24 protein-coding genes are annotated in these 24542 nt (G+C 61.8%); 7 read left to right on the top strand and 17 right to left on the bottom strand.

The genetic code is table 11. The features are described from left to right. Positions 1–14: 14 nt before the first annotated feature. The 4 genes from KXR72_RS01965 to KXR72_RS01950 form a co-directional block, all read right to left on the bottom strand. Positions 15–461 carry a 3-phosphoshikimate 1-carboxyvinyltransferase gene (locus KXR72_RS01965; RefSeq protein WP_437419452.1) on the bottom strand — a complete coding sequence of 149 codons (447 nt, stop codon included), beginning with the start codon at positions 459–461 and terminating at the stop codon, positions 15–17. Between the two features lie 48 nt (positions 462–509). Further along, positions 510–1841 carry a leucine-rich repeat-containing protein kinase family protein gene (locus tag KXR72_RS01960; RefSeq protein WP_437419451.1) on the bottom strand — a complete coding sequence of 444 codons (1332 nt, stop codon included), beginning with the start codon at positions 1839–1841 and terminating at the stop codon, positions 510–512. A gap of 99 nt (positions 1842–1940) precedes the next feature. Continuing rightward, on the bottom strand, positions 1941–2999 hold the full coding sequence (locus KXR72_RS01955; RefSeq protein WP_437419450.1) for an RNA methyltransferase: 1059 nt from the start codon (positions 2997–2999) through the stop codon (positions 1941–1943). A 53-nt stretch (positions 3000–3052) separates the two neighbouring features. Further along, on the bottom strand, positions 3053–4201 hold the full coding sequence (locus KXR72_RS01950) for an MFS transporter (protein WP_437419449.1): 1149 nt from the start codon (positions 4199–4201) through the stop codon (positions 3053–3055). Positions 4202–4358: 157 nt separating this feature from the next. Between KXR72_RS01950 and KXR72_RS01945 the strand changes: the two genes are divergently transcribed. Both KXR72_RS01945 and KXR72_RS01940 read left to right on the top strand, forming a co-directional pair. Further along, positions 4359–4661 carry a DUF1883 domain-containing protein gene (locus KXR72_RS01945; RefSeq protein ID WP_437419448.1) on the top strand — a complete coding sequence of 101 codons (303 nt, stop codon included), beginning with the start codon at positions 4359–4361 and terminating at the stop codon, positions 4659–4661. 52 nt (positions 4662–4713) lie between these two features. Then, the gene (locus KXR72_RS01940) at positions 4714–5628 is read left to right on the top strand and encodes a DMT family transporter (RefSeq protein WP_437419447.1); all 915 of its coding nucleotides are present in this window, start codon (positions 4714–4716) and stop codon (positions 5626–5628) included. Positions 5629–5690: 62 nt separating this feature from the next. On the opposite strand, the gene KXR72_RS01935 is transcribed toward KXR72_RS01940, so the two are convergent. Continuing rightward, positions 5691–6017, bottom strand: a complete 327-nt coding sequence (locus tag KXR72_RS01935; RefSeq protein WP_437419446.1) for a DUF5629 family protein — start codon at positions 6015–6017, stop codon at positions 5691–5693. Between the two features lie 21 nt (positions 6018–6038). Further along, positions 6039–9731 (bottom strand): methionine synthase, encoded by a 3693-nt coding sequence (gene metH / locus KXR72_RS01930; protein WP_437419445.1) that lies wholly within the window; start codon positions 9729–9731, stop codon positions 6039–6041. A gap of 187 nt (positions 9732–9918) precedes the next feature. Here metH and nfuA point away from each other — a divergent pair, with 187 nt between their 5' ends. The 3 genes from nfuA (at position 9919) to KXR72_RS01915 (ending at position 12595) form a co-directional block, all read left to right on the top strand. After that, on the top strand, positions 9919–10503 hold the full coding sequence (gene nfuA, locus KXR72_RS01925) for a Fe-S biogenesis protein NfuA (protein ID WP_437419444.1): 585 nt from the start codon (positions 9919–9921) through the stop codon (positions 10501–10503). A gap of 146 nt (positions 10504–10649) precedes the next feature. Then, complete coding sequence (locus KXR72_RS01920) at positions 10650–11636, top strand: response regulator (protein ID WP_437419443.1); 987 nt, start codon at positions 10650–10652, stop codon at positions 11634–11636. Between the two features lie 2 nt (positions 11637–11638). Then, positions 11639–12595 (top strand): diguanylate cyclase, encoded by a 957-nt coding sequence (locus KXR72_RS01915; protein WP_437419442.1) that lies wholly within the window; start codon positions 11639–11641, stop codon positions 12593–12595. Here the strand turns inward: KXR72_RS01915 and KXR72_RS01910 are convergent. From KXR72_RS01910 to KXR72_RS01890, 5 genes are all read right to left on the bottom strand, one after another. Next, positions 12589–13695 carry a DNA topoisomerase IB gene (locus KXR72_RS01910; protein WP_437419441.1) on the bottom strand — a complete coding sequence of 369 codons (1107 nt, stop codon included), beginning with the start codon at positions 13693–13695 and terminating at the stop codon, positions 12589–12591. The genes KXR72_RS01915 and KXR72_RS01910 overlap by 7 nt on opposite strands. Positions 13696–13791: 96 nt before the next feature. Then, the gene (locus KXR72_RS01905) at positions 13792–13956 is read right to left on the bottom strand and encodes a hypothetical protein (protein ID WP_437419440.1); all 165 of its coding nucleotides are present in this window, start codon (positions 13954–13956) and stop codon (positions 13792–13794) included. Positions 13957–14079: 123 nt separating this feature from the next. Then, positions 14080–14361, bottom strand: a complete 282-nt coding sequence (locus KXR72_RS01900; protein ID WP_437419439.1) for a hypothetical protein — start codon at positions 14359–14361, stop codon at positions 14080–14082. Between the two features lie 129 nt (positions 14362–14490). Continuing rightward, positions 14491–14760, bottom strand: coding sequence for a hypothetical protein (locus KXR72_RS01895; RefSeq protein WP_437419438.1), 270 nt, complete (start codon positions 14758–14760; stop codon positions 14491–14493). 362 nt (positions 14761–15122) lie between these two features. Then, positions 15123–16757, bottom strand: a complete 1635-nt coding sequence (locus tag KXR72_RS01890; protein ID WP_437419437.1) for a methyl-accepting chemotaxis protein — start codon at positions 16755–16757, stop codon at positions 15123–15125. Between the two features lie 273 nt (positions 16758–17030). Here KXR72_RS01890 and KXR72_RS01885 point away from each other — a divergent pair, with 273 nt between their 5' ends. Both KXR72_RS01885 and KXR72_RS01880 read left to right on the top strand, forming a co-directional pair. Then, positions 17031–17861, top strand: coding sequence for an undecaprenyl-diphosphate phosphatase (locus KXR72_RS01885; protein ID WP_437419436.1), 831 nt, complete (start codon positions 17031–17033; stop codon positions 17859–17861). Positions 17862–17958: 97 nt separating this feature from the next. Further along, the gene (locus KXR72_RS01880) at positions 17959–18627 is read left to right on the top strand and encodes a DUF1294 domain-containing protein (protein WP_437419435.1); all 669 of its coding nucleotides are present in this window, start codon (positions 17959–17961) and stop codon (positions 18625–18627) included. Between the two features lie 61 nt (positions 18628–18688). Here KXR72_RS01880 and KXR72_RS01875 read toward each other — a convergent pair whose 3' ends face one another. From KXR72_RS01875 to KXR72_RS01850, 6 genes are all read right to left on the bottom strand, one after another. After that, complete coding sequence (locus tag KXR72_RS01875) at positions 18689–19744, bottom strand: hypothetical protein (protein ID WP_437419434.1); 1056 nt, start codon at positions 19742–19744, stop codon at positions 18689–18691. Positions 19745–19943: 199 nt separating this feature from the next. Continuing rightward, positions 19944–20915: an aldo/keto reductase gene (locus tag KXR72_RS01870; RefSeq protein WP_437419433.1), complete on the bottom strand. Its 972-nt coding sequence runs from the start codon at positions 20913–20915 to the stop codon at positions 19944–19946. Between the two features lie 431 nt (positions 20916–21346). Then, positions 21347–21619, bottom strand: a complete 273-nt coding sequence (locus KXR72_RS01865; RefSeq protein WP_243605615.1) for an HU family DNA-binding protein — start codon at positions 21617–21619, stop codon at positions 21347–21349. A 222-nt stretch (positions 21620–21841) separates the two neighbouring features. Beyond that, positions 21842–22270, bottom strand: a complete 429-nt coding sequence (locus KXR72_RS01860; RefSeq protein WP_437419432.1) for a DUF2141 domain-containing protein — start codon at positions 22268–22270, stop codon at positions 21842–21844. Positions 22271–22387: 117 nt separating this feature from the next. Further along, positions 22388–23185 (bottom strand): TlpA family protein disulfide reductase, encoded by a 798-nt coding sequence (locus KXR72_RS01855; RefSeq protein WP_437419431.1) that lies wholly within the window; start codon positions 23183–23185, stop codon positions 22388–22390. Positions 23186–23304: 119 nt separating this feature from the next. After that, the gene (locus KXR72_RS01850) at positions 23305–24393 is read right to left on the bottom strand and encodes an endonuclease/exonuclease/phosphatase family protein (RefSeq protein ID WP_437419430.1); all 1089 of its coding nucleotides are present in this window, start codon (positions 24391–24393) and stop codon (positions 23305–23307) included. Positions 24394–24542: the final 149 nt, after the last annotated feature.

Genomic DNA, 24542 nt, shown 5'->3' with positions numbered 1-24542 from the left:
GCCGCATGATCAGATTACCTGCCACCCTTGAACCAATCCCACAGCCCCAGCGAATAGTTGGGCAGCAGGTTGATGCCAAGCGCCGACTTGATCAGGTACAGCGCGACCAGGCCGATCAGCATCGAGAAAAACAGAAACAGCGTAATCGCCCCGGCCTTGGCAGCCAGTGACAGGTTGCGCTGGCTACGCGACAAGCTTCGCTTGTTGCGCCCGCCCACGAGCACGAAGTAGTACTGGTTGCTCCACAGGCTGAAGGTGCCTCGCAGGTCGAACTTGTGCCGACCCCACGAGCGGGTCGCGAAGGCGCTGCGCAACCCTTCGAGCTGCTGGTCAGTGAAGCTTTCGCGCACCTGCTCGGGCAGGCGCTCCTTGAGGCCGAGGATGAATGGATCGCGCGCCAGCGCATCGTCGGAGGCTGGCGCTGCATAGGGCGCAGGTGCGCGGGTGTCAGATGGGGTCATGGTGTCAGGAAGCCGTCGCCGTCGTGGAATCGACGCCTTCCCATGCAACTACTCGGCCGCTTTGTCTAAAAGCTGGCGAATCGTCCGTTGCAGCAGGGCGAAATCCGGCCTCTCGGCGGGCGCGTCTGCCAAGCAGTGCCGCTTGAGGTCGGTCAGCGCCTGCAAGCGCAGATCACGACCGGCTACATCGCAATGTGCCAACAATTCTTCCAGCAGGCAGCCGAAGGCGCGCGCTTCCAAACGCTGCAGCGCCGCCGCCTGTACGCCATGCGGGTCGTAAAAGGACGCAGCGCCGAAGTCGCTGAGTAACGTTTGCCCGCCCGGTGCGACCAGCAGGTTATGGGCATACAGATCGCCGTGCAGGATGCCGCGCCCATGCAGGTGATGAACGACGTCCGCCACGCTCGCGGCGATGCGTAGGACCTCGTCTGCGGCGAAACGGCGCTCCGGTGCGTAGCAGTCACGCGTGCATGTCTCGAACGACGGCGGCCCGGCGAGGGCGGTGAACGCCGGGTCGATGAGCGCCATCAACAGCCCCGGTAGTTCGTCTCCCGCTGTCGCCAGCGGCCCGGCGACAGGGATGAGGTTGGGATGCGCGCCGGCCGAGAGGCTGGCGGCCATTTCGCTGTGCGGCAGGCCATCGCTGGTGACGTTGCCCTTGAACAGCTTTGCCGCCATGGGTTGAAGCCCATCGGCGCGCCGCCACTGGGCTTGATAGATGGTGCCCGAGGCACCCTGGCCGAGCACCGGGCCGAGCGCGACGTCGTCACGAGCTACCGGGGGCAGCGGATGGGCCGCGAGAATGTCGTCTTCCATCGCATCACTGAATGGGTTTCCGCCAAATGCCAGCCACGTCAGCCGTGGCATCTCGAGTAGCCAGCCGGGCAGGGCGGGGAGCCGGTTCGCCGCAACCCGCAGAAGTTCAAGCCGTTCGCAGCGGGCAAGCGATTGCGGCAAGGCCTGGAGCCGGTTACCGGCGAGCATGAGCTTCTGCAGGCGATGGCATTGGCCGATTTCGGCTGGCAGCGTTTCGAGGCGATTGTCGGTCAGGATCAGCCAGCGCAGGGACGGCGGAAGGGCTTCGGCTGGCAGGCGTTGGATCTGGTTCGCCTTGAAACCGACCATCTCCAGCCGGGCGCAGCGGCCCAGGGCCGATGGCACTTCGGTAAAGGCGTTATTCGAGCAGAACAGAATCCGTAACCGGTGCAGCCGATGCAGGTCGTCGGGTAGCCGGCTCAGGCGATTGCCGGACAGGTTGAGCACCTCGAGGGTGTCCGCCAGCTGGAAGATTTCGGTTGGAAAGGCGTCGAGGTCCTCGGACAGGTCCAGGCGAGTAGTGCCGGCAAGCTCGCCGCGCTTGAGTCGTTCCAGTGTATGCATGCTGTGCTCTGCCCTGAATGGGCCTGTTAATGGGGCGGCGTGTTGGCCTGGCTCGCGGATGGGAGCCGATGCGCTAGGACAGCGAGGGGGCGGAAGCGTTCAGCGCAGCGGCTCTGGCGCGGGCCTTTCAGTAGGCTGACGACGCTCATGGACGATGCGCTCGGCGCGTGCACGTAACTGGCCGCATCCGCCTTCGATGTCTTGCCCGGCGGAATTGCGGATCTTTGTCAGCACGCCGTTCGCATGGAGGTAGCGCATGATCTGATGAATGCGCTCGGCGTCGGGGCGCTGATAATCGTCATCGTCGAGGCTGTTGTAAGGGATGACGTTCATGATGGCGTACTTGCCGCGCAGGAGCCGGATGATGCCATCCATCTCGTCCACGCCGTCGTTGAGCCCCTTGAGCAAGGTCCACTGGTACTGGATCGGGTAGTCGATCTGGCGGGCATAGGCCTCGCCCAACTCGACCAGTTCGGCTGGGTCGAGTGCCGGTGCGCGTGGCAGCAATGCGCGGCGCAGCGCCGGATCGGTGGTATGCAGGGACAACGCGAGGGCAGGCCTCACCTTCTGCTGCGGCAGGCGCTCGAAGACCCGCCGGTCTCCGACGGTCGAGAACACCAGGTTCCGGTGGCCGACGCCGCCCTCCGTGCCGAGCAGGTCGATCGCTTCGAGGACGTTGTCCAGATTGTGTGCCGGCTCGCCCATGCCCATGAACACGACCTTCTTCACCGCGCGGAAGCGTCGGGCGAGCGCGACCTGGGCGACGATTTCGGCGCTGCCGAGCTGGCGAATCAGGCCGCTCTTGCCCGTCATGCAGAACACGCAGCCGACCGCGCAACCGACTTGGCTCGAGACGCACAGGCCACCGCGCGGCAGCAACACGCTTTCGACGAGCTGCCCATCCCCCAGCTCTACCAGCAGACGTGCCGAGCCATCAGCGGCCGGGTGCTCCGAGCGCAAGCGGGCCAGTTGGCCGAGCCGCTCGCTGAAGATAGGCAGGCCGCTGCGCACCGACAGCGGCAAAAAATCCTCGCTACGCTGATGGCGCGTTCCAGCGTCGAGCGCACGGCCACTTAACCAGGCACGCGTGACCCGGCCGACATGGACGGGCTTGGCGCCGAGGTCGGCGAGCTGCTGATGAACGTCTGGGATGCGCATAGGGCGCGCATTCTAGCCAAAGGAGCGGGCGCGGTCTGTAGCGCGCTGTCAGTTCAATCGATGAAGCGACGACAGCCCAGCGTCAGTCCGAGCAACAGTAGAGCGAGGAGGGCGAAGGCCAGCGTCAGCGAAGCGTAGTGAGCGATCACTCCGATCACGGCCGGCCCCGCCAGCACACCGGCGAACCCGATGGTGGTCGCAGCCGTGATCGCCTGGTTGACTGGCATCACCTGCTGCCGGCTGAGCGAGGAAATCATTACCGGCGAGACATTCGCGCAGCCCAGGCCGCACAATCCATAACCCAGCAGGGCCAGCCCCCAATGCTCGGTGACCAGCGTCAGAGCGATGCCAACGGCTGCCAATACGCCCCCGAAGCCGATCACACGAGCCGTGCCCAGGCTGCTGACGACTGGGGCGCCAAGAAAGCGGCCCAGGGTCACCATCAGTGCGAAACTCGCATAGCCGAGCCCGCCCCGCGCCGCATCCAGGGCTTTGTTTTCGGTGAGGTAGAGCGCGCTCCAGTCGAGCACGGCGCCTTCGGCAAGGTAGACGATGAAACACAGGCTGCCGACCAGCAGCACCATGCCGCTGGGCCGTACGAAGGCGACGCCTCCGGCTGGTGCCCGTTCGCGCAGCAGTCCCGGGGAGACGGCGAGGTTGGCCAGCACGATCAATCCGACCATTAGCAGCGTGCCAACGGCCGGTGCCATACCCAGCGTCAGCGCGCCGGTCAAGGCAAGCGCCCCGCTGATCGAGCCGAGGCTGAACATGCCATGGAAGTTCGACATATAGCGCTTGCCGGTGTCTCGTTCGACCATTACGCCCTGAATATTGAAGGCGACATCGATCACCCCAAGGCTGCCGCCAAAGCAGAACAACGCCAGCGCAAGCACCAATATCGAATCGGTCAGTGCCATTCCGGCCAACGCCAGGGCGAGCAGGGCCACGCTGCCAAGAATGACCGGGCGGATGCCCTGTCGGGCGACGAGCATGCCGGACAGCGGCATCCAGGTCAGCGACCCGATCCCGACGCAAAGCAACAGCATGCCGAACAAGGCGTCGCTCATCTCGATGCGAGCCCGCACGTAGGGAACCAGCGGCGCCCAGACGGACAAGCCGAACCCGGCCATGAAGAATCCGACACGTGTTGCGTGGCGGACCGTTGGCGAGGCGGCTTCAAGCGCCTGATTCGCCGGCTGCATAAGAGACCTTTTGAACGAAGTGATTCGAAACCCTGGCGGGCTACATTGTGTCAGACATACCGCGGGCGCGCCGACCACCGAACGCGCAGGTTCGCCGGGCTCAGAGGGCGGCTATGTTAACCTCCGCGCTTTGTCAGTCTGCGGCCCGGAGCGGTACATGAAATTCATCCATCAGCGCGAACACCTAAACGAAGACGATTTCGTGATCATCGAATGCTCCCAGCCCTGCAACATCCGCCTGATGAACGACAAGAACTTCCGCAGCTTTCGCAACGGTGGCCGCCACGCCTACCACGGCGGGGCTTTCGAAAAGTTTCCGGCGCGGATCAAGGTGCCCAGCACTGGCTTCTGGAACATCACCATCGACACTGTCACGCGCCGCGCCATCAGCGTCACGCGCAAGCCGACCCTGACGCACAGCATCAAGATCGTGCGCAATTCGCCGTCCGAACTTCGTTAGTGCGGTGCCCGACGCCGCTGGTTCATGAGCCCCAGCCTCGGCGGAGGGCCGGATGAGAAACGTTAGCGGCCAGGCCACGTCCAGGGCACACCTGGGTATGCTGTTCTGGGCATTGCTGGTCGGCCTGTCGTTTCCGGCGGTTGGCCTGATGAGCGAGGGGCTGCCGCCGCTATTGTTGACCTCGATTCGCTTCTGCATCGCAGCGCTTGCGCTTTCGCCCTTGCTCTGGCGGCATGGCAGGGCCTGGCCCGCTCGCCGGGCGCTGGCGCTCTATGCGTTGATGGGGCTGAGCCTGGCGTGCTTTTTCGGAACCATGTTCTGGGCCGCGCACAGAGTCAGCGCGCTGTCGATGGCAACGCTGTTTGTCAGCGTACCTTTGCTTGCCTATTGCCTCGGCCGGGGCCTGCGGGTCGAGCAGCCTGCCTCGCGCCTGCTCGCGATCCTGGCGCTGGGCGCCATCGGGGCGCTCGGCCTGGCCTGGGCCGAGAACGGCGGAGATTTCAGCGGATTGAGCCTGGGTCTTGGCGAGTTGGCCTTCTTTGGCGGCTGTATTGCATCGGCGCTGTATCCAGTGTTGAGCAAGTGGGGGCTGCAGCGCGGCTGGCTGCCGCCACAGGCGGGGCTACGGACTTTCTGGAGCCTGCTGATCGGGGCACTGCTGATCGGTCTGTTCGGCGCGCTGGCAGAAGAGAGCCGTGCTTTGCTGCGCATGAATCTCCTGGACGTGGCGCTATTGGCGTACCTCGGGGTCTTCTCCAGTGGCGTGACATTCTTTCTTCAGCAACGGGCCACGGCCGTGCTCACGCCGGGTGCGGTGACCGCCTACAGCTACCTAGTGCCCTTCGTATCGATGCTGCTGCTGTTCGCTTCGCAGCCCCAACGAATCGGCTGGCATTGGCTGCCGGGCAGCGTGCTGGTGCTGCTGGCGATCGCGCTGTTGCTGCGCCAGGGCGCGCGAGACGCTTGATCCGGCGGGCCCATCGGGCGCGGCCGAACTGACGGCCGTTGTCTACGACCGTTAAGGCGCGCTCACTCTGGCTCGCCCACCGCTAACGCGCCAAGGCATTGCAATCGATGCTTGCCATCGTCCAGAAGCCAGGCGTCGTCGACGGCGAGGTAGTCCGCCTCCATGACCTGGTTGTAGCTGAACGCCCAGCGGCGGCGCTCGCGACCGTCGATGGATTCAATGGTCAATACGACCACGTCGCTGGCGAATGGCTGTCGAGCCTCGGCGGCAGCATCTGCCTCGTCGAGCAGCGCCTCGTTGAGTGAGAACTGCCAGGCATGCAAGCCGTCGATCTCAAGCATGTCGGCGGCTTCGAGCTGGTCGAGCAGGTAGGGCGTTTCGGTCGGCATCTTCGTTCGGCTCCGGTGGCGTCAGGCGTCGTAGCCGAGATTAGGCATCAGCCAGCGTTCGGTAACCGCCAGATCCTGACCCTTGCGTTCGCTGTAACGTTCGGCCTGGTCCTTATCGATCTTGCCGACCGCGAAATACTGCGCCTGCGGATGTGCAAAGTACCAGCCGCTGACTGCGGCGGTCGGGAACATGGCGTAATGCTCGGTCAGGGTGACCTGGCTGACGCCATCGGCATCGAGCAGTTTGAACAGAGTGGCCTTCTCGGTATGGTCCGGGCAGGCTGGATAGCCAGGCGCCGGACGGATGCCCTTGTAGGCTTCCCGGATCAACTCATCGTTGCTCAGCTGCTCGTCGGGCGCGTAGCCCCAATGCTGCTTGCGTACCTGCTGGTGCAACCATTCGGCGCAGGCTTCGGCCAGGCGGTCAGCCAGCGCCTTGACCATGATCGAGTTGTAGTCGTCGCCTTTGTCCTGGTAGGCCCTGGCCAGTTCCTCGGCGCCGATGCCGGCCGTGCAGATGAAGCCGCCGACATAGTCAGTCACGCCGCTGCCCACTGGCGCGACGAAGTCGGCCAGGGAGAAGTTGGGCTTGCCGTCTGTCTTTACGGTCTGCTGGCGCAGGTGGTGCAGGGTGGCAATCGGCTCACCGTCATCGCCAAGGACGCGGATGTCGTCGTCATCAACCTGGTTCGCAGGCCAGAAGCCAAACACAGCGCGCGCTTTGATCAGCTTGCCGTCGATGAGCTTGGCGAGCATGTCCTGGGCATCGTTGAAAAGAGACGTAGCCGCTTCGCCGACGATCTCATCCTCCAGAATGCGCGGGTATTTCCCTGCCAGGTCCCAGGAAATGAAGAAGGGCGTCCAGTCGATGTATTCGGCCAGGGTGCGCAAGTCGATGTCCTCAAGCACCTTTCGCCCGGTGAAGCTTGGCTTGACCGGCGCGTAAGCGGCCCAGTCGAAGGCTGGTTTGACGGCCACCGCCTCGGCATAGGTCAGCCGTTCGGTCCGGGCACTGCGGTTGGCGGTGCGCTCGCGGATCACGGCGTATTCCTCGCGCGTCTTCTCGACGAACGCAGGTTTGAGTTCCTTGGACAGCAACGTCGTGGCTACACCCACGGCGCGCGAGGCGTCGGTCACGTAGACGACCGCGTCGTTGCGGTAGTGCGGGTCGATCTTGACCGCGGTGTGTGCCTTGGAGGTGGTGGCGCCGCCAATCATCAATGGCAGGTGAAAGTCCTGGCGCTGCATCTCGCGCGCTACATGAACCATCTCGTCGAGCGAAGGCGTAATCAGGCCGGACAGCCCGATGATGTCGCATCGCTCGGCGATGGCCGTTTGCAGGATCTTCTCAGCTGGCACCATCACGCCGAGGTCAACGACATCGTAGCCGTTGCAGCCAAGGACCACGCCGACAATGTTCTTGCCGATGTCGTGTACGTCGCCTTTGACGGTGGCCATGAGAATCTTGCCCTTGGCCTCGGGCTTGTCGCCTTTCTCGGCCTCGATGAAGGGGATCAGGTGCGCCACGGCCTGCTTCATCACACGTGCGGACTTGACCACCTGCGGCAGGAACATCTTGCCCGAGCCGAACAGGTCGCCAACGACGTTCATGCCGGCCATCAGCGGGCCTTCGATCACCTCGATGGGCCGCGCGCACTGCTGGCGGCACTCCTCGGTGTCCTGGACGATGTGGGTGGTGATGCCCTTGACGAGCGCGTGTTCCAGGCGCTTGCCGACCGGCAGGTTGCGCCACTCCTCGGTCTCGGCTTCCTTGACCGAGCCGTCGCCCTTGTATTTGTCAGCGAGCTCCAGCAGCGCCTCGGTGCCGCCTGCCGTGCGATTGAGCACCACGTCCTCGACCGCATCGCGCAGTTCTTTCGGAATCTCGTCGTAAATCTCCAGCTGCCCGGCATTGACGATGCCCATCGTCAGGCCGTTCTGGATCGCGTAATAGAGAAACACCGAATGGATCGCTTCGCGCACCGGGTTATTGCCACGGAACGAGAACGACACATTGGACACGCCGCCAGAGGTCAGCGCGTAGGGCAGGTTGTCGCGGATGAAGGCACAGGCTTCGATGAAGTCGACCGCGTAGTTGTTGTGTTCCTCGATGCCGGTGGCGATGGCAAAGATGTTCGGATCGAAGATGATGTCTTCCGCCGGGAAACCGACCTCATTGACCAGAATGTCGTAGCTGCGTTGGCAAATTTCCTTCTTGCGCGCGGCGGTGTCGGCCTGGCCGGCCTCATCGAAGGCCATCACCACGATCGCTGCGCCGTAACGCTTGCACAGGTGGGCGTGGTGCTTGAACTGCTCGACGCCTTCCTTCATGGAGATGGAGTTGACGATGCCTTTGCCCTGGATGCACTTGAGGCCCGCTTCGATCACTTCCCACTTGGAGGAGTCGATCATGATCGGCACGCGGGAAATGTCCGGCTCGCCGGCGATCAGGTTGAGGAAGGTGACCATCGCCGCCTTCGAATCGAGCATGCCCTCGTCCATGTTGATGTCGATGACTTGCGCGCCGGCTTCGACCTGCTGCAGCGCGACTTCCAGGGCCTCGGTGTAGTTTTCTTCGCGGATCAGACGGGCGAACTTGGCGGAACCCGTGATGTTGGTGCGTTCACCGACATTCACGAACAAGGAGCTGCGATCGATGGTGAACGGTTCCAGGCCGGAGAGGCGGCACGCCTTGGGAATGTCCGGGATCGCGCGCGGCGCGTACTTGCCGACAGCCGTGGCGATGGCTTCGATGTGCGCCGGCGTGGTGCCGCAGCAACCGCCGATGATGTTGAGAAAGCCGCTGGCCGCGAAGTCTTCGACCACCGCGGCCATTTCTGCCGGGGTTTCGTCATATTCACCGAAGGCGTTCGGCAGGCCGGCATTGGGGTGCGCGGAGACAAAGGTCTCGGCCTTGTTGGCAAGCTCTTCGAGGTAGGGCCGCAGTTCCTTGGCACCGAGCGCGCAGTTCAGGCCGACCGAAATGGGCTTGGCGTGGCGTACGGAATTCCAGAAGGCTTCGGTCGTCTGGCCCGAGAGCGTGCGCCCTGAAGCGTCGGTGATGGTGCCGGAAATCATGATCGGCAATTCGACACCAAGCTGTTCGAAGACTTCCTGGACCGCGAAGATGGCTGCCTTGGCGTTGAGCGTGTCGAAAATGGTCTCGATCAAGATGAGGTCGGCGCCGCCCTCGATCAGTCCGCGGGTCGCTTCCGTGTAGTTCTCGACCAGTTCGTCGAACGTGACGTTGCGGTAACCAGGGTTGTTCACGTCCGGCGAGATCGAGCAGGTACGGCTGGTCGGGCCCAACACGCCAGCGACGAAGCGCGGCCGGTCGGGGGTCTCCAACGTTTTGGCATCGCACACTTGGCGAGCGATGCGAGCGCCCTCGGCATTCAGCTCATAAACCAGCTCCTCCATGCCGTAGTCGGCCTGGGAGACGCGGGTGGCATTGAAGGTATTGGTTTCGAGGATGTCCGCACCAGCGTCGAGGTAGGCCTTTTCGATCGCGCTGATCACGTCCGGGCGGGAAAGAATCAGTAGGTCGTTATTGCCTTTGACGTCCTGCGGCCAATCAGCGAACCGCTCCCCGCGGTAATCGCCTTCCTCCAGGCGATAGCTCTGGATCATGGTGCCCATGCCGCCGTCTAGGATCAGGATGCGCTCCTTGAGGGCTTGCTGAAGAGCCTGGAGGCGGGCGTTGCGGTCGAGCATGGGAACTACCTGAAGCTGGTTTCGATAACCGCGCATGATAGCAAGGCTGCACGCTTTTCGATCATCCCCACGGTTTGCATGAGCAGTGCTCATGTTGGGAGTGCCACCTATTCCCGACTAAAACACTAGGACTTTAAACGAGGCCATGCATGGCGTACACTCCGGCGCATATCTGAGAGGAGTTCCCATGAGCGCCATTACCATCACCGAAGCCGCCCACGACTATTTGGCCGATCTGCTCGAGAAACAGAACACTACCGGCATCGGCATTCGCGTATTCATCACTCAGCCCGGCACGCCCTATGCCGAGACCTGCATCGCCTACTGCAAGCCTGGCGAGGAAAAACCCGACGATATCGCCATCGCGCTCAAGCGGTTCACCGCATGGATCGACGGCGTCAGCGAGCCGTTTCTGGAAGATGCAGTGGTGGACTACGCCACGGATCGCATGGGCGGCCAGCTGACGATCAAGGCGCCGAATGCGAAGGTGCCGATGGTCAACGAGGATAGCCCGCTTAACGAGCGCATCAATTATTACCTCCAGACCGAGATCAACCCTGGCCTGGCCAGCCACGGCGGCCAGGTCACGCTCATCGACGTCGTTGATGAGGGCGTCGCGGTGTTGCAATTCGGCGGCGGCTGCCAAGGCTGTGGACAGGCCGACGTCACCCTCAAGGAAGGCATCGAGAAAACGCTGCTCGAGCGTATCCCTGAGCTCAAGGGTGTTCGCGACGTAACTGACCATACCAATCGCGAAAACGCCTACTACTGATTCGGGCGTCCCGCCATTGCGGGATAACTCGTTGCCAGATGGGTGAAGTCAAAATGCCACTATTTCTTCGGTGGCATCCCCACAGCGCTCGTTTGCTGAGATAAGCTGTCCGAGTTCCGGTAGCTGGTAAAAAGAGCGAGCGCTGCATGTCTGCCGTTTCCCTGCTGATCTGTGACGATTCGAACCTGGCGCGCAAGCAATTGCTGCGCTCGTTGCCTGCTGCCTGGCAGCTGGACATCCATCAGGCGTCGGGTGGCCTCGAAGCGCTCGAGCGCATCCGCCAGGGCGATGTCGACGTGCTGCTACTCGATCTCACCATGCCTGATATGGATGGCTATCAGGTGCTGGCGCAGCTGCGAGAGGAGGGCCTCGGCTGCAAAGTCATCGTGGTCTCGGCGGACATCCAGGAAGAAGCGGTTCGCCGTGTGCTCGAGCTTGGTGCGCTGGCCTTCATTCGCAAGCCGGCCGATCCAGTACATCTCAGACAGACATTGGCCAGCCTTGGGTTGATCGGTACCGATCTACCCATGCTCGGCGGGCGTGACGCTGGCGATACCGTCAGTTTCCGCGATGCCATCCGTGAGGTCGTGAACGTTGCCATGGGCCGTGCCGCTGCCTTGCTGGCGCGCGTGCTAGGCGTCTTCGTGCAGTTGCCGATTCCGAACGTGAACATGCTTGAGGTCGGCGAGCTGCACATGGCGCTGGCCGACGCGGCTCAAGGTGACAAACTCACTGCGGTTTGCCAGGGCTACATCGGTGGCGGCATCGCCGGTGAGGCGCTGCTGATTTTTCATGACTCGGAAGTCGCGGACATGGCGCGGCTGATGCGCGCTGACGACTACCGTGAGCTAGAAATGCTGCTAGACCTGTCCAGCCTGTTGATCAGCGCCTGTCTGAGCGGGATTGCCGACCAGATCGATGTCGTATTTTCCCAGGGTCACCCGCAGGTGCTTGGGCAGCACGCCTCGATCGACGAGCTGATTCGCCTGAATCGCGAGCGCTGGAAAAGCACGCTCGCCATTGAAATCAGCTACAGCCTGGAAGGCCATAACATTCACTTCGACCTGCTGCTGCTGTTTACCGAAGATTCGGTGGAGCTGCTGTCGCGTAAACTTGCCTACCTGATGGACTGAGCATGTCTGACTCGATCGAACTGAGCGAAATGCATTGGCTGCTGGCCATCGTCCAGAGCATCGATGTCGGGGTCGTCGTGCTCGATCGGGAATACCGGGTCGACGTCTGGAACACGTTCATGGAGAACCGCTCTGGGCGGCTCCCGGAGGAGGCCCGCAAGAAGTCCTTTTTCGAGCTGTTTCCCGAAGTGGACGAAAAATGGTTCCGGCGCAAGGTGGAGAACGTCGCAACGCTCGGCACACCCTCGTTCACCATCTGGGAGCAGCGCCCCTATCTGCTGCGGTTCAAGAACTACCAGCCAATCACTGGGCTGGAAGACTTCATGTACCAAAACACGACACTGCTGCCCCTCAAGGGGCTGGACGGTCGCATCCAACAGATCTGCCTGATCATCTATGACGTCACTGATGTGGCCACCAACCGGCGCCAGCTGCAGGCGGCCAACCGAGAGTTGCAACGACTGTCGAGCACCGACCGCCTGACCGGTCTGTTCAACCGCGGTCACTGGGAAGAAATGCTGCGTCAGGACTACGCGCGGCATCGGCGTTACGACACCAATACCGCGCTGATCATGTTCGATATCGATCATTTCAAGAAAATCAACGACACCTACGGTCATCAGGCGGGCGACAGCGTTATCCAGCAGACCGCTGACATCATCCGTCAGACCATGCGTGACTCCGATATCGCTGGGCGTTACGGCGGTGAGGAATTCGTCGTGTTGCTGCCCGATACCGACCAGCAAGGCGCCATGACGCTGGCCGAACGACTACGCCAGGCCATCGAGGCGCATGAGGTGCGGCACGAGGCACTGACTATTCGCTTCACGATTAGCCTGGGCGTTGCGGACCTGAGCCTGCCCACGAACGGCTACGCGCAGCTGATCGAGTGGGCGGACAACGCTCTTTATGCGTCCAAAGCTGGCGGTCGTAACCGAGTGACGCTACACGGTCAGTGAGCCACTTCATCGCTGCGGCGATTGTCGAGCAACTTCAGTAGCGTCACCTCCTCAGCGCTCAGCCACTTGCGCTTGCGCGCTTTGCCGAGTGCCTGCAGTTCACCGTTCGAAAACGCCTCGATCACGGCAGGATGGATATAGCACTGGCGGCACACGGCAGGGGTGTTGCCCAGCTGCCGGGAGACCTGGCGAACCGTCTCGGCAAGATTTCGCCGCGCTACCGATTCCGGCTGATGCTCGCAGCCGCGCAGGGCGTCGAGCGCCAGCGTGCTGCCGGCCCAGGTGCGATAGTCCTTGGCCGAGAAATCGGCGCCCGTCACTTCATGCAGGTACTGGTTGACGTCGCTCGAGCTAATTGCATGCCGTTGGCCGTCATCGTCCAGATACTGAAACAGGTGCTGGCCGGGTAGTTCCAGGCAACGGCGCATGATTCGGGCCAGCCGCTGATTCTTTAGCGTGACCCGGTGTTCAACGCCGCTCTTGCCGCGGAAGTGAAACCGAATCGCTGCCCCTCGCACATCGACATGTCGGCTGCGAAGCGTCGTCAGGCCGTAGGAACGGTTTTCGCGGGCGTAGCGTGAGTTACCGACGCGGATCAGCGTGGACTCCAGCAAATGGACGACCAGCGCCATGACCTTCTCGCGCGGCATGCCACGTCGAGCGAGGTCGGCTTCCAACCGAGCACGCAGCGTCGGCAAGGCGGCGCCGAACGCGAGGATGTGTTGATATTTGTCGCTATCGCGGACTTCACGCCAACGCGGGTGGTAGCGGTACTGTTTGCGCCCACGCGCGTCGCGACCGGTGGCTTGCATGTGCCCACAAGGGTCTGGGCAAATCCAGACCTGAGTGTAGGCGGGCGGTATTGCGAGCTTGTTGATCCGGTCGATCTCGGCCGAGTCGCGGATGCGCTCGCCGGAGGGAAGAAAATAGGCGAACTTGCCTCGCAGCACCCGCCGGCTGATGCCGGGACCGCTATCGTCCACGTAACGCAGGTCGTCCGGTAGGTCTGGGCAAAGAACCGTGCCAACGTCCGCGCGTTCATCATCGGGGATGGGAGGCGTGCCTTCAGATACGGCCAGGTTGGGCTTGTCGGTCAGCATGCCGGGAACGTCCGCCGTGCGAGAAGAGAGAGGCGTCGATCAGGTGGCATGCTGGGCCGGGACCCGGCATGCCATACCTGGAATACCAAGCGGCGATTACTTTTCGCTCTCGCTGGTGTTGCGCATCAGGATGCGAATGGCGGCGACGAGTTCGTCGATGGCTTCGCGGTAGACCGCCGGGTCCGCCTTGGTTTCGGCCTTGTCGGCCAGCAGCCGGGCTGCTTCGAGATGGTCATTGATCGAAGAGTAGTCGCCTATCATGTCTGCACTCCTGGTGGGTCAGCGAAAAGCACGCCGCGGTTGCGTCGTGCGTCGTCTCTATGAGTGACAGGCGCGGGCCGCGCGGGTTCGTGCCAGCCATCAGGCCACTGCGCAACCATTGCCTTAGCTCGCGGCAGCGATATCGAACGCCAGTTGGATGCCGTCGCCGCTGCCATCACCCACTACCGACCCGACCACCGGCTTATGCGTGACCTGTCGACCTTCGTAGGCTTCGCCCAGCTTGCGCTGCGCAACGTCGCGGATATGCGTGATGAGCCCGGTCGTCTGCGCATCGCGCGGAATGATGAAGTTCAGGGTGACGGTGTGGGCATCGCGGCTCTGCGGAAGATCCGCCAAACCACTGCTGTGCCACTGATCATTGACGTAGGCTTCGGCGCCTTTCATGGGGTGCTCCTGTTTTGACGGCTCAATCAATAGGACCGTAAAACAGGCGAATGGGTCGCCGCGCGGGATACAGGAACGAAGAGGCCCAGTGCGTTGCGGCAACCGGGCCCCGAAAGATGCGTGATGGGATCAGACAGGCATGTGCCACGGGGCGAAGTGAATACCTTGGCGGGTCAGGTCGGCGCGGGTCTGTTCCAGTTGCTGGCCCAGCTTGACCGGGTCGGAGTAGACGCTGCTCGGCATCTTGCAATGGCCGACCGGGCGGGATTCGCTGCCGTCCACGACGGTAATGCTGAGCTCACCGTTACCTTCCATCAAGGTCCAGGCGACGCATTGGAAGGGCTTGAACGCGCGGTCGGTGATCAGAAGGGCATCGTTGAAGCGAAGGGGGCTGGTCATGGGGCATGTCTCTCTGTGTGAATGCTCAAAACAACGAATTGGCCATGCCGTCAGGTGTTCGGCGTCGGCCTTACATTCCATTGATGTACACAGGGGACCGATAAGTCACACGGTGAGTTCGCAATTTGCTGGTGAGTTTGCAATTAGCCAAAAGTTGTAGGGTGTCGTGAGCGGGTGACGCCTTGGCCTTGTAGCGCTGTAAGCCTCGTCGTAGAGCCATTTGCACGGATCAGCCGGTGCACGAAGTACACCGAATCGCTTAGTGGCGGGTCGCACCGCGTGACGAAAAGCCGCATCTCGCAAGCAAAAAAACCGGCCGGGGAGCCCTGGCCGGTCGAGAAGCCCGATCGTCCGAGCTTGGCTTAAACCTTGAACTGCTTCAGCGTCCGACTCAGCTGGCCGGCAAGCTCACCAAGCTGCTTGCCTGCGGCGTCGGACTGCTCGGCGGCGTGGGTGCTGTCGAGCGCCAGGCTCGCGGCCTGAGTGACGTTCTGGTTGATGTCTTCCACGACATGCGTCTGCTGCAGCGTTGCGCTTGCGATCGATGCATTCAAGCTGGACAGGTTGCGCAGGGCCTGGGCGATCTGCGCCAGGCTCTCGCCCGCCTGGCTGGCCTGTTCGACCGTGGCCTGGGACGCGCGATTGCTTTCGGTGATCACGGCGACCGCAGCACCGGAGTTCTTCTGCAACTGCTCGATCATCGTCTGGATTTCGGCGGTTGACGTCTGGGTGCGCTGCGCCAGCAGGCGGACCTCATCGGCCACGACGGCGAAGCCACGACCCTGTTCACCGGCTCGCGCGGCTTCGATGGCAGCGTTTAGCGCCAGCAAATTCGTTTGGTCGGCGATGGAGCCGATGACCTCCAGCACCGAGCCGATCTTGGTCGTCTCGTCAGCCAGCGATTGGATCACGCCGACGGCCTCGCCAATGGTGCTCGACAACTGGCCGATTTGCTGCAGGCTGACTTCGATATTGTGCTGACCCTGGCCTGCTTGGCGCTCTGCCTCGCCGACTTCGGTGGCAGCATGCTCCGCATTCTTGGCCACTTCCTGAACCGCGTAAGTGACTTCGTTGACGGCGGTTGCTACCAAGTCCATCTGCTGCGATTGCTGCTGGCTTTGCGAATGGGCCTGGCTGGCGACCCCACCGAGGGCAGTTGACGACTGCTCCAGCGCGCCAGCGGTCTCTAGCAACCCGCTGATGACGCGGCGCAGCTTTTGGGTAAAGGCGTTGAAGTCACGGCTGAGGGCGGTCAGCTCGTCGTTACCAGACACCTCAAGGCTGCGCGTAAGGTCAGCCTCGCCGCTGGCGATGTTGGCCATCGCCTGCATCGAGCGCCGTAGTGGCTGGGTAATGCTGCGAATCAGGACCGCCACCAACACGGCCATCAAGGCGGCGATCGCCAGGCCGATCAGTGAAAACCGGACCAGGTAATTGCGAAACTCGGCTTCCACGTCATCGACGTAGATGCCCGAGCCGATGATCCAGCCCCAGGGTTTGAACAGCTGGACATAGGAAATCTTTGGCACGGGCTGTTCTTCACCGGGTTTGGCCCATTGGTAGTCGACCAGGCCGGCGCCGTGCTGCTGCGCGACCTTGACCATTTCATTGAACAGCGCCTTGCCGTTCGGGTCCTTGGTCTGCGACAGGTCCTTGCCTTCCAGCTCCGGCTTCATGGGGTGCATCACCATGACCGGTTGCATGTCATTGATCCAGAAATAGTCGTTGTGGCCGTAACGCAGGATGCGGATCTGATCCATGGCCGCCTTCTTGGCTTCCGCTGTGGTCAGGCTACCGCTGGCTTCGAGCTGCTGGTAATGATCCAACACGCCGCGTGCCGTCTCGACGATGTTCTGAGTCATCACCTGCTTGCCCTTGTACAGGTCGCTGCGTACCTGTTGGATCATCAACAAGCCCAATACGAACAGCATGGCGACGGCAACCAGGGGGATCAGCCAAAGGCGTTTGCTGATCGGAAGGTTTCTTAGCAGATTCATAGGCTTGTAAGCTCCTGTTAATGCGGGATCTTATTTATTATTCGAGTTCTGGAGCGCGGTGACCGGGGGCTGCCTTCGGGCGGGCGAGGCAAGGCTGGGTGGTCATCGCCATCAATACAGCGTTTCGGCAGCGCTCAGAAAAAGATGAGGGGCGTCGTCGCAGCTCGTTGAATTTACTGGCGGTAATCGAGTCAGAACAGCGCTCAGATGGCTATCTGACATATACCTTCGTTGGACATAAGCTGCGGTGATGGCACCGCCATTGAGGACTAGATGGAGCTTTGGACTGCTTTTCAGGCGTTGCTGTTGGGTGTGGTGGAGGGCCTGACCGAGTTCCTGCCGATTTCCAGTACCGGCCACCAGATTATCGTCGCCGACCTCATCGGTTTTGGGGGCGAGCGTGCATTGGCCTTCAACATCATCATTCAGCTCGGCGCCATTCTCGCGGTGGTGTGGGAGTACCGACAGAAGATATTTAACGTGGTGATCGGATTACCGCGTGAGCAGCAAGCCCAGCGCTTTACCCTTAACCTGCTGGTCGCCTTTTTCCCGGCCGTAGTGCTGGGTGTCGCCTTTGCCGATCTGATTCACGAATACCTCTTCAACCCCATCACGGTCGCCACGGCGCTGGTCATCGGCGGTGTGATCATGCTCTGGGCTGAGAAGCGGCAGCACGCCGTGCAGGCAGAGACCGTGGACGACATGCGATGGACGCATGCGTTGAAGGTCGGCTGCGCACAATGTCTGGCGCTGATTCCCGGCACTTCGCGGTCCGGCGCAACCATCATCGGCGGGCTGTTGTTCGGGCTGTCGCGCAAGGCGGCCACCGAGTTTTCATTCTTCCTGGCGATGCCGACCATGGTCGGCGCGGCGGTGTATTCCGGTTACAAGTACCGGGACCTGTTCCAGCCAGCTGACCTGCCCGTGTTCGCGATCGGTTTCGTCACCTCGTTCATTTTCGCCATGCTCGCCGTGCGAGCACTGCTGAAGTTCATCGGCAACCATAGCTACGCCGCATTCGCGTGGTATCGGATCATTTTCGGGCTGGTTATCCTCGCGACCTGGCAGTTCAGCCTGATCGACTGGCACACCGCGACGGGTTGACCATCGCCTGATACGTTGGAGGAGCGCTGCGCTGCATCGGGATGCCAGCGGCCATCGCTGGCGCTAGACTCGCCGCTTTTCATACTCAGGTATCGAGATGGAACTGCGGGGTCAGCTACGAAGCTGGAACGATGAAAAGGGGTTTGGCTTCATCCGGCCAGCAAGCGGTGGGCCGGAAATATTCGCCCATATTTCAGCCATGCGAGGTACGCGCCGACCGGCCGAGGGTGGTCGTGTCCTCTATCTGGCAGAACCCGACGGGGCAGGGCGGCTTCGCGCATCCCCTATCCGCCTCGACGCGCCGATGTCCCTAGATGACCCCAGGATACGCCGCAAGCCCGGCAACAGCTCCGAGCAGCCGTCACCGCGCGCGCGACGTAGCGATACACGATGGCGACTGCCCCCTGGTTTGCTCGTGCTCGCCTTGCTTGGGTTGCTGCCCGCACTTGGCATGCTGCGGATGAGCCGGCATGGCCACGACTGGCCATGGCAGGCCTATGCCCTAGGTAGCGTGCTGGCGTTCGGATTCTATCTGCATGACAAGCGCAGCGCACAACGTAGCCGCTGGCGCATCCCTGAGGCACGCTTGCATCTGCTGGAACTGTTCGCTGGATGGCCGGGAGCTTTCGTCGCACAACAGGTCTTACGTCACAAGACTCGCAAGCTCCCGTTCCAGGTGGTGTTTTGGATAATCGTACTGGCGCACCAGGTTGCCTGGCTTGATTACCTTTACTTGCATCGGTTGGCCGCCTGGCTGGCAGGCTGAAGCTCTGCCGAAGAGGGGACCGCCCTTGCGGGCGGCCTGGGTGGCATCGCTCAGAAGTGAATCATGGCCCTTGGGTAATGGTTGCGGTGTTGCCCGTTCCGTTCTGGATGATGGTTGCATCGAAGCCGCCAACAGAGTCAAACCCGCCAGTTTGGAGTAGCGAGGCAATGTTCTGCGAGCCGGTCTGCTGGATGTCGGCAGTGCTGCCATAGGTTTCCTGGATGACATCTATTTCGTTCTGTGTGCCGTCCTGGCTGATGGTCACGCTGTTGGAGTCATACGCCTGCCGGATATCGACACTGTTTTCGTCACCGATGGTGATTCCGGAAATGGAGTTTGAGCGACCCGTTTGCAGAGTCGTCAACGTATTGCCCGTTCCGTCCTGGGTGTATGTCATGGAGCCGTCGCCCGTGTTCTGAACGACCTCGGCGACATTGTCGGTACCGAGCTGTTCCAGATCCACCGAACCGACCGGATAACGCCCGTGCATGGGCTGTTCGACGTCGGCCCGGTTGTTGGTGCCATCCTGGCGTATGGACGCAGTGGCCCCATAGGGGAAGCCTTCTTGAGTAAGGTAGATCTGGTTGCCGGTTCCGTTCTGTTCGGTAGTGGCGGTAGCAAACCAGTCCTGACTGATCTGAGCGATATTTCCGCTGCCCGTCTGCGTGCCCTCATAGAAGTTGGAATTGCCTTCCTGGAAGACTTCCGCTGCGTTGGCCTCACCGTCCTGGTTAATGATCGCTCTGTTGGCGACGCCATCAAGTTGCTCGACATAGGCGATGTTGTTCTCGCCCAACTGCGTAATGGCCGCGAGATGGCCTACCTCTTCGGAGAACTGGGCGACGGTAGCAAGGTTGAACTCGCCGCTCTGGTCGATCTCGACCTGGCCTTCGTTACCGGCCTGATCTATGAAGGCCATATTGGCCGTACCCGTCTGGTTGCTGATCGCGCTCATCGCATAACTGTTTTGCACAGTCCGGACAATATTGGCCGTGCCGTCCTGGGTCTGGCTGATGAGATTGCTATCGCCGCTCTGCGTCGCGTCGGCGACGTTATCCGTACCGGTTTGATCCTGCGTGATTTCGCTGACCGCCATGGCTTGGTTGGCGATGAGCAACGAGACTGCAACTGCGAGTACTGTTCTTGTTGTACGCATTTTCCATAGTCCGTCTGGTAACAGGGGAGATGGAGTTGTAGTCCGGCATTAACGAAGCGGAAATAAATCGTTCAGCCTATTAGGGATGACTGGTGGATTAATGCCTTGTAAACGCGGGGGCGAGCTGACCGGTGGGGCTCGCCCGCGTAGGCAGACCGAATCAGACTGGGACGGGCGCGTCATCCGGCAGCAGCTGTCTGGTTTTAAGTTCCCGCCAGAATTCGGCAGGGATTTGCGCTTCGCTCTGTTCGACGTACTGCGCAGGGCGTGCCGGGTTGCTGGTACCGGGAATGGCGGAAAGAACCGCCGGATGGGCGAGGCAAAACTGCAGCGCCGCCGCACGCAGGTCGACGTCGAACGTCTTGCAGACGGCTTCGAGTTGCTCGGTCTTGCTGCGTATCGCATCGGGGGCTTCTGCATAGTCGTAGTGAGCGCCACCGGCCAGGACGCCGGAGTTGAACGGACCCCCTATGACGATGCCGACACCGCGTTCAACGCATTGCGGAAAGAGGGTGTCGAGTGCTTCGCGGTGATCGAGCAGCGAGTAGCGCCCGGCGAGCAAGAATACGTCCGGATCGGCCTGCTCCAGCGCCATCCGGCAGGGTTCGACAAGGTTGACGCCCAGGCCCCAGCCGCGAATGGTGCCCTCTTCGCGTAATTGGGTCAGCGCCTTGGCCGCGCCGTGCATGGCCTGTTGAAAGTACTCCGTCCATTGGTCGCCCCATTGGTCCTCCGAGACGTCATGGATGAACACGACATCGATGCGGTCCACGCCCATGCGTTCGAGGCTGTCTTCGATAGAACGACGGGCGCCGTCGGCCGAATAATCGACAACGCGCTTGTTGGACAGCTCATCCACGAAGGGTTTGGCGTTCTCTGGCGTACTCGCCGGCTGCAGCAGGCGGCCGACCTTGGTGCTGAGCATGAACTCGTCACGGGGCTTGCTGCTGAGCAGCCGGCCGAAGCGCTGCTCGGCAAGGCCTGCTCCATAGTGCGGAGAAGTGTCGTAGTAGCGAATACCTGCCTGCCAGGCCGCTTTGAGCGTGGCATCCGCGGTGGTTTCGTCGAGCGGTGTGAACATGTTACCCAGCGGAGCGCCACCGAAACCCAGGCGTGGAAGAGTGATACGCATGAAGCCTCCTTTTGCAGATCGAGCCGTAATCGGCATGGTCTTGCATGGGAGGGCGGCTGGGGGCGGGTTGTTCCTGTGAAGTGTGGCGTTGGCGGGTGCTTAGCGACGACTGATGCGGTGAGAAGCATGAACTCGTCCCTGAGCCGCAGCTTCCTGGCATGAAAGCTAAAGCAAAGCGGATGCCAGGCCGGTACTAGCCATTGCTAACGGCGCAGAAGTACGCGCAGGGCTGCGGCCCGTTCGGGGTGGTTAGGTATCTCGTCAGCAGTGGGGGATCTGCTGTGAGCCAATAACGCCTGGTCATGGTGCGCCGGCGCTGGCAGTGCTCTATCGGCGGGCAGGGTATGGCGAGGGGGGAGCGGGCCGTAGCGGCGTCTGCACAGCAGGCGCTGCGTCCGAGGAGGACGCAAGCGGCCCGATTTCCGGCGGTGTCAGTTCACCGCGTCTTTCAACGACTTACCCGGCTTGAAGCCTGGCAGCTTCGCCGCGGAGATCTTGATCGTCGCACCAGTCTGCGGGTTGCGGCCGTCGCGGGCGGCGCGTTCCTTGACGGCAAACGTGCCGAAGCCGACCAGCGTTACGCTGTCACCGTTCTGTAGGCTGTTCGTCACGCTTTCGGTGAAGGCATCCAGCACACGGGTGGCAGTGCTTTTCGGAACATCGGCGGAGGCTGCGATCGCTTCAATCAACTCGGCTTTATTCACAGGTGTAGCTCCTGGTTGGGATAGGGGGGTCAGTATAAGCAGCGTCTCGCTCCGTCGCCTGCGGCAAATTTCCTCTTTTCGCAAAAAAACCGCGTTGAGGCCCGCGCCGAGATTGCGGTTGGTTCGGACGCTTCAGCACTGGACAGTCGCTCCATGGCATCGGTTCAAACGCAGTGTGACCATTGGCGAAGTGGTCTGGCCCGCCGGCCGGCAGCTACCTAATCAGTAGCGGATGTCGATGTCGAGCTCGGTCGGCTGGTCACTGCTCACTTCGAAGCGGCTGTCTTCGAATGCTGGTGGGCCCATGACCTTGGGATTGTTAGAGAGCCCGTAGCCTTCGGTTGGAAACATGCCGAGCCGCCGGTTCATCTCGCCGTTACCGTCTTCGTCGTGATAAGCCATGATCGCGTATTCACCGGCCGGGACATTCTCGAAAACGACGCTCAGCGTACCGGCGCGCGCCTTTGACTCTTGCGTTGCGAATGCCTGATCGGCTTTGCGAAAGGTCTTCGGGTCGGAGAACAGCGCGACCTTCATCTCGCCCCGGTCATGCTCGATGCCGTTGAGCCTGACGGTCAGTGTTTGGCCATCGGCCCATGCCGCGCCACTCAGGATTGTCATTGCTAGCATCAGTGCCGCGAATCGCTTCATTGAATTGCTCCCTTGCCTGCCGAGTCGGTGGTTGTCGTTCGAGGTGCGCTGGTGCCGTCGCGCCCGCTGTGGCGGCAGGTTAATCCAAATCGGTGGCGTTTTTCACCGTCACGCCGGTCATTGCAGCCCTTCGAGCGCCTTGGACAAGCTCGCGGTGGAGAGCTCGCCAAGGTGGCTGCCGAGCTGCCGGCCCTCGGCGTCATAGAACAGCGTGGTGGGCAACGCCTGAGAGCCCACCGCGTGACCAAGCTGCCCGCTGCTGTCGAACAGGCTGTTGCGGAGTGTCAGGCCTTGGGCCTGCAGGAATCGCTCGACTTCGCCGACGCCTTCTCCTTGGTTGACGAACAGGAACACCAGGTCGTCCCGCTCGGCCTGTGCGTTTGCCAGCACCGGCATCTCCCGTCGGCAGGGCGGGCACCAGGTGGCCCACAGGTTGATGACCATCGGCTTGCCCGCGAAATCGGCGAGCGCGACGGGCGTACCCGTGCCGTCGAGAAGCGTGACGTCTGGCAGCCGGGTCCCGCGCTCCAGGGAATACCCGGCGAAACTCATGAGCAACCAGCTACCCAGTCCCACTGCCATGGCCGTTGCCAACGGTGCTCGTGCGCTGCGCTCGCGCCACATCATCCAGCCGCCCGCGAGCAACGCGGCCAGGATCCCCGGCCCGGCCATGAAGCCACCGTCGCGTATGTCGAACACCTGCCAGATGCTTTCGAAGTCATCGACATAGGCAATAACGAACGCGAGCCGTGCCACCAGTAGCGCCAGAAGCAACAGCCGGAACAGCTGGCGTTCAGGATTCTTGCCGTATCGCCGCCCACTCAACCAGCCGGCGAGCGAAGCGAGAAGCAGCGATACGAGAAGGACAAGATGGGGGATGCCGAAGGTCAACGGCCCAAGTGACAGGGTAAGCATGAGCGGTGGCGTACTCGTGACGGCTGGGAGGTGCACTTTACCGCGCGCGTCCGCCCGGTGACGTTGGGCATTGCCGAATGATGCGCATGGCCGCTTGCGGCCAGGTATGGAGCATACGTTCAGCGCCTGTCCGGCTCGGGCACGTCCGATTCGTCCGCGGGGCGTTGATCGATCTTTTCCTCGGCGAGTTGCTCGTCGTCGGGATCGGCATGCAGGCTCGTCTGGTCGCCAGTCGGCGCGTACTGCAGTTCGATCAAAACGGGAAAGTGATCAGAACCGAACGCCGGCAGCCGCTGGATACCGACCAACCTGAAATGGTGACTGTGGAAGAAATGATCCAGCGGCCAGCGCAGAAACCAATGCTTAGCATGGAAACTGTTGACCATGCACCGCCCGACTCTTGGGTCGAGCAAACCACTGATCTTGCGGAACAGACGCGTGTTGCCTGACCAGGCGACGTCATTGAGGTCACCGGCAACGATGATGGGCACTGCTTGCTGGTCGTCTCGTACGCTTTTGGCAACGATCAGCAGCTCGACGTCCCGATCGGTGGATTCATCGTTTTCGGTCGGGCTCGGCGGAGTGGGGTGGAGGAAATGCATGCGGATCGACAGATCGTCATTCATCCGCAGGCACGCATGCATGGAGGGCACATCATCTTCGACGAGAAAGCACGTCTCAGCGTTTTCTAGCGGCCAACGAGAAAACACGTGCATTCCGTAGAGGTTATCCAGCGGGCACCGAAGGCTGTAGGGGTACTCGGGCGTCAGGGCGTCGAGCTGGGCTTCCCACCAGCTGTCGGACTCAAGCGTGACCAAGACATCAGGGCGGTGCTCCCTGACCAGGGCGAGCAGCCGGTCGGCCTGCCGATTGGGGGTCAACACGTTCGCGGACATCACCCGTATACGCGGGCCGTCCGGGCTGTCGCTTGCCGGGCTGACCTCGCGCGGCCAGAGGCGGGTGTAGGGAATGATCCACCAGGCGTGGTAGAGCAGGCAGCCGACCGACGCCGCTGAAATGATCAGCTGCAATGGTTTGGAATAGGACAGCAACACCGCTTGAGCGAGCAGCAGGGCAAAGGCGAGACAACAGAGTTGCAGGCGGGGGAAATCAAGCCCACGTACCCACCAAACGGGGTTCTTCCACAGGGGTAAGACCGTCAGCACGACCATTACGGCGGTCAGCACCAACAGAATCTCCTCTTTCATATCCATCTCCGGGATCGGGAACGGCCTACGTCATGCTGGCCGTGAAGTGCTGCGGCATCGTGTATGAATTCGTCCTGATAGCGGCGCGTTGGTTCCGCTTGGGCGGGTGCCTTGTGGAAATGAAAAAGGCCCGCCACCCTTCGGTGACA

Origin of the sequence: Stutzerimonas chloritidismutans (assembly GCF_051486945.1) — a bacterium.
Lineage (GTDB): Bacteria > Pseudomonadota > Gammaproteobacteria > Pseudomonadales > Pseudomonadaceae > Stutzerimonas > Stutzerimonas chloritidismutans_B.
This window is presented reverse-complemented; position numbering and strand designations above follow the sequence as displayed.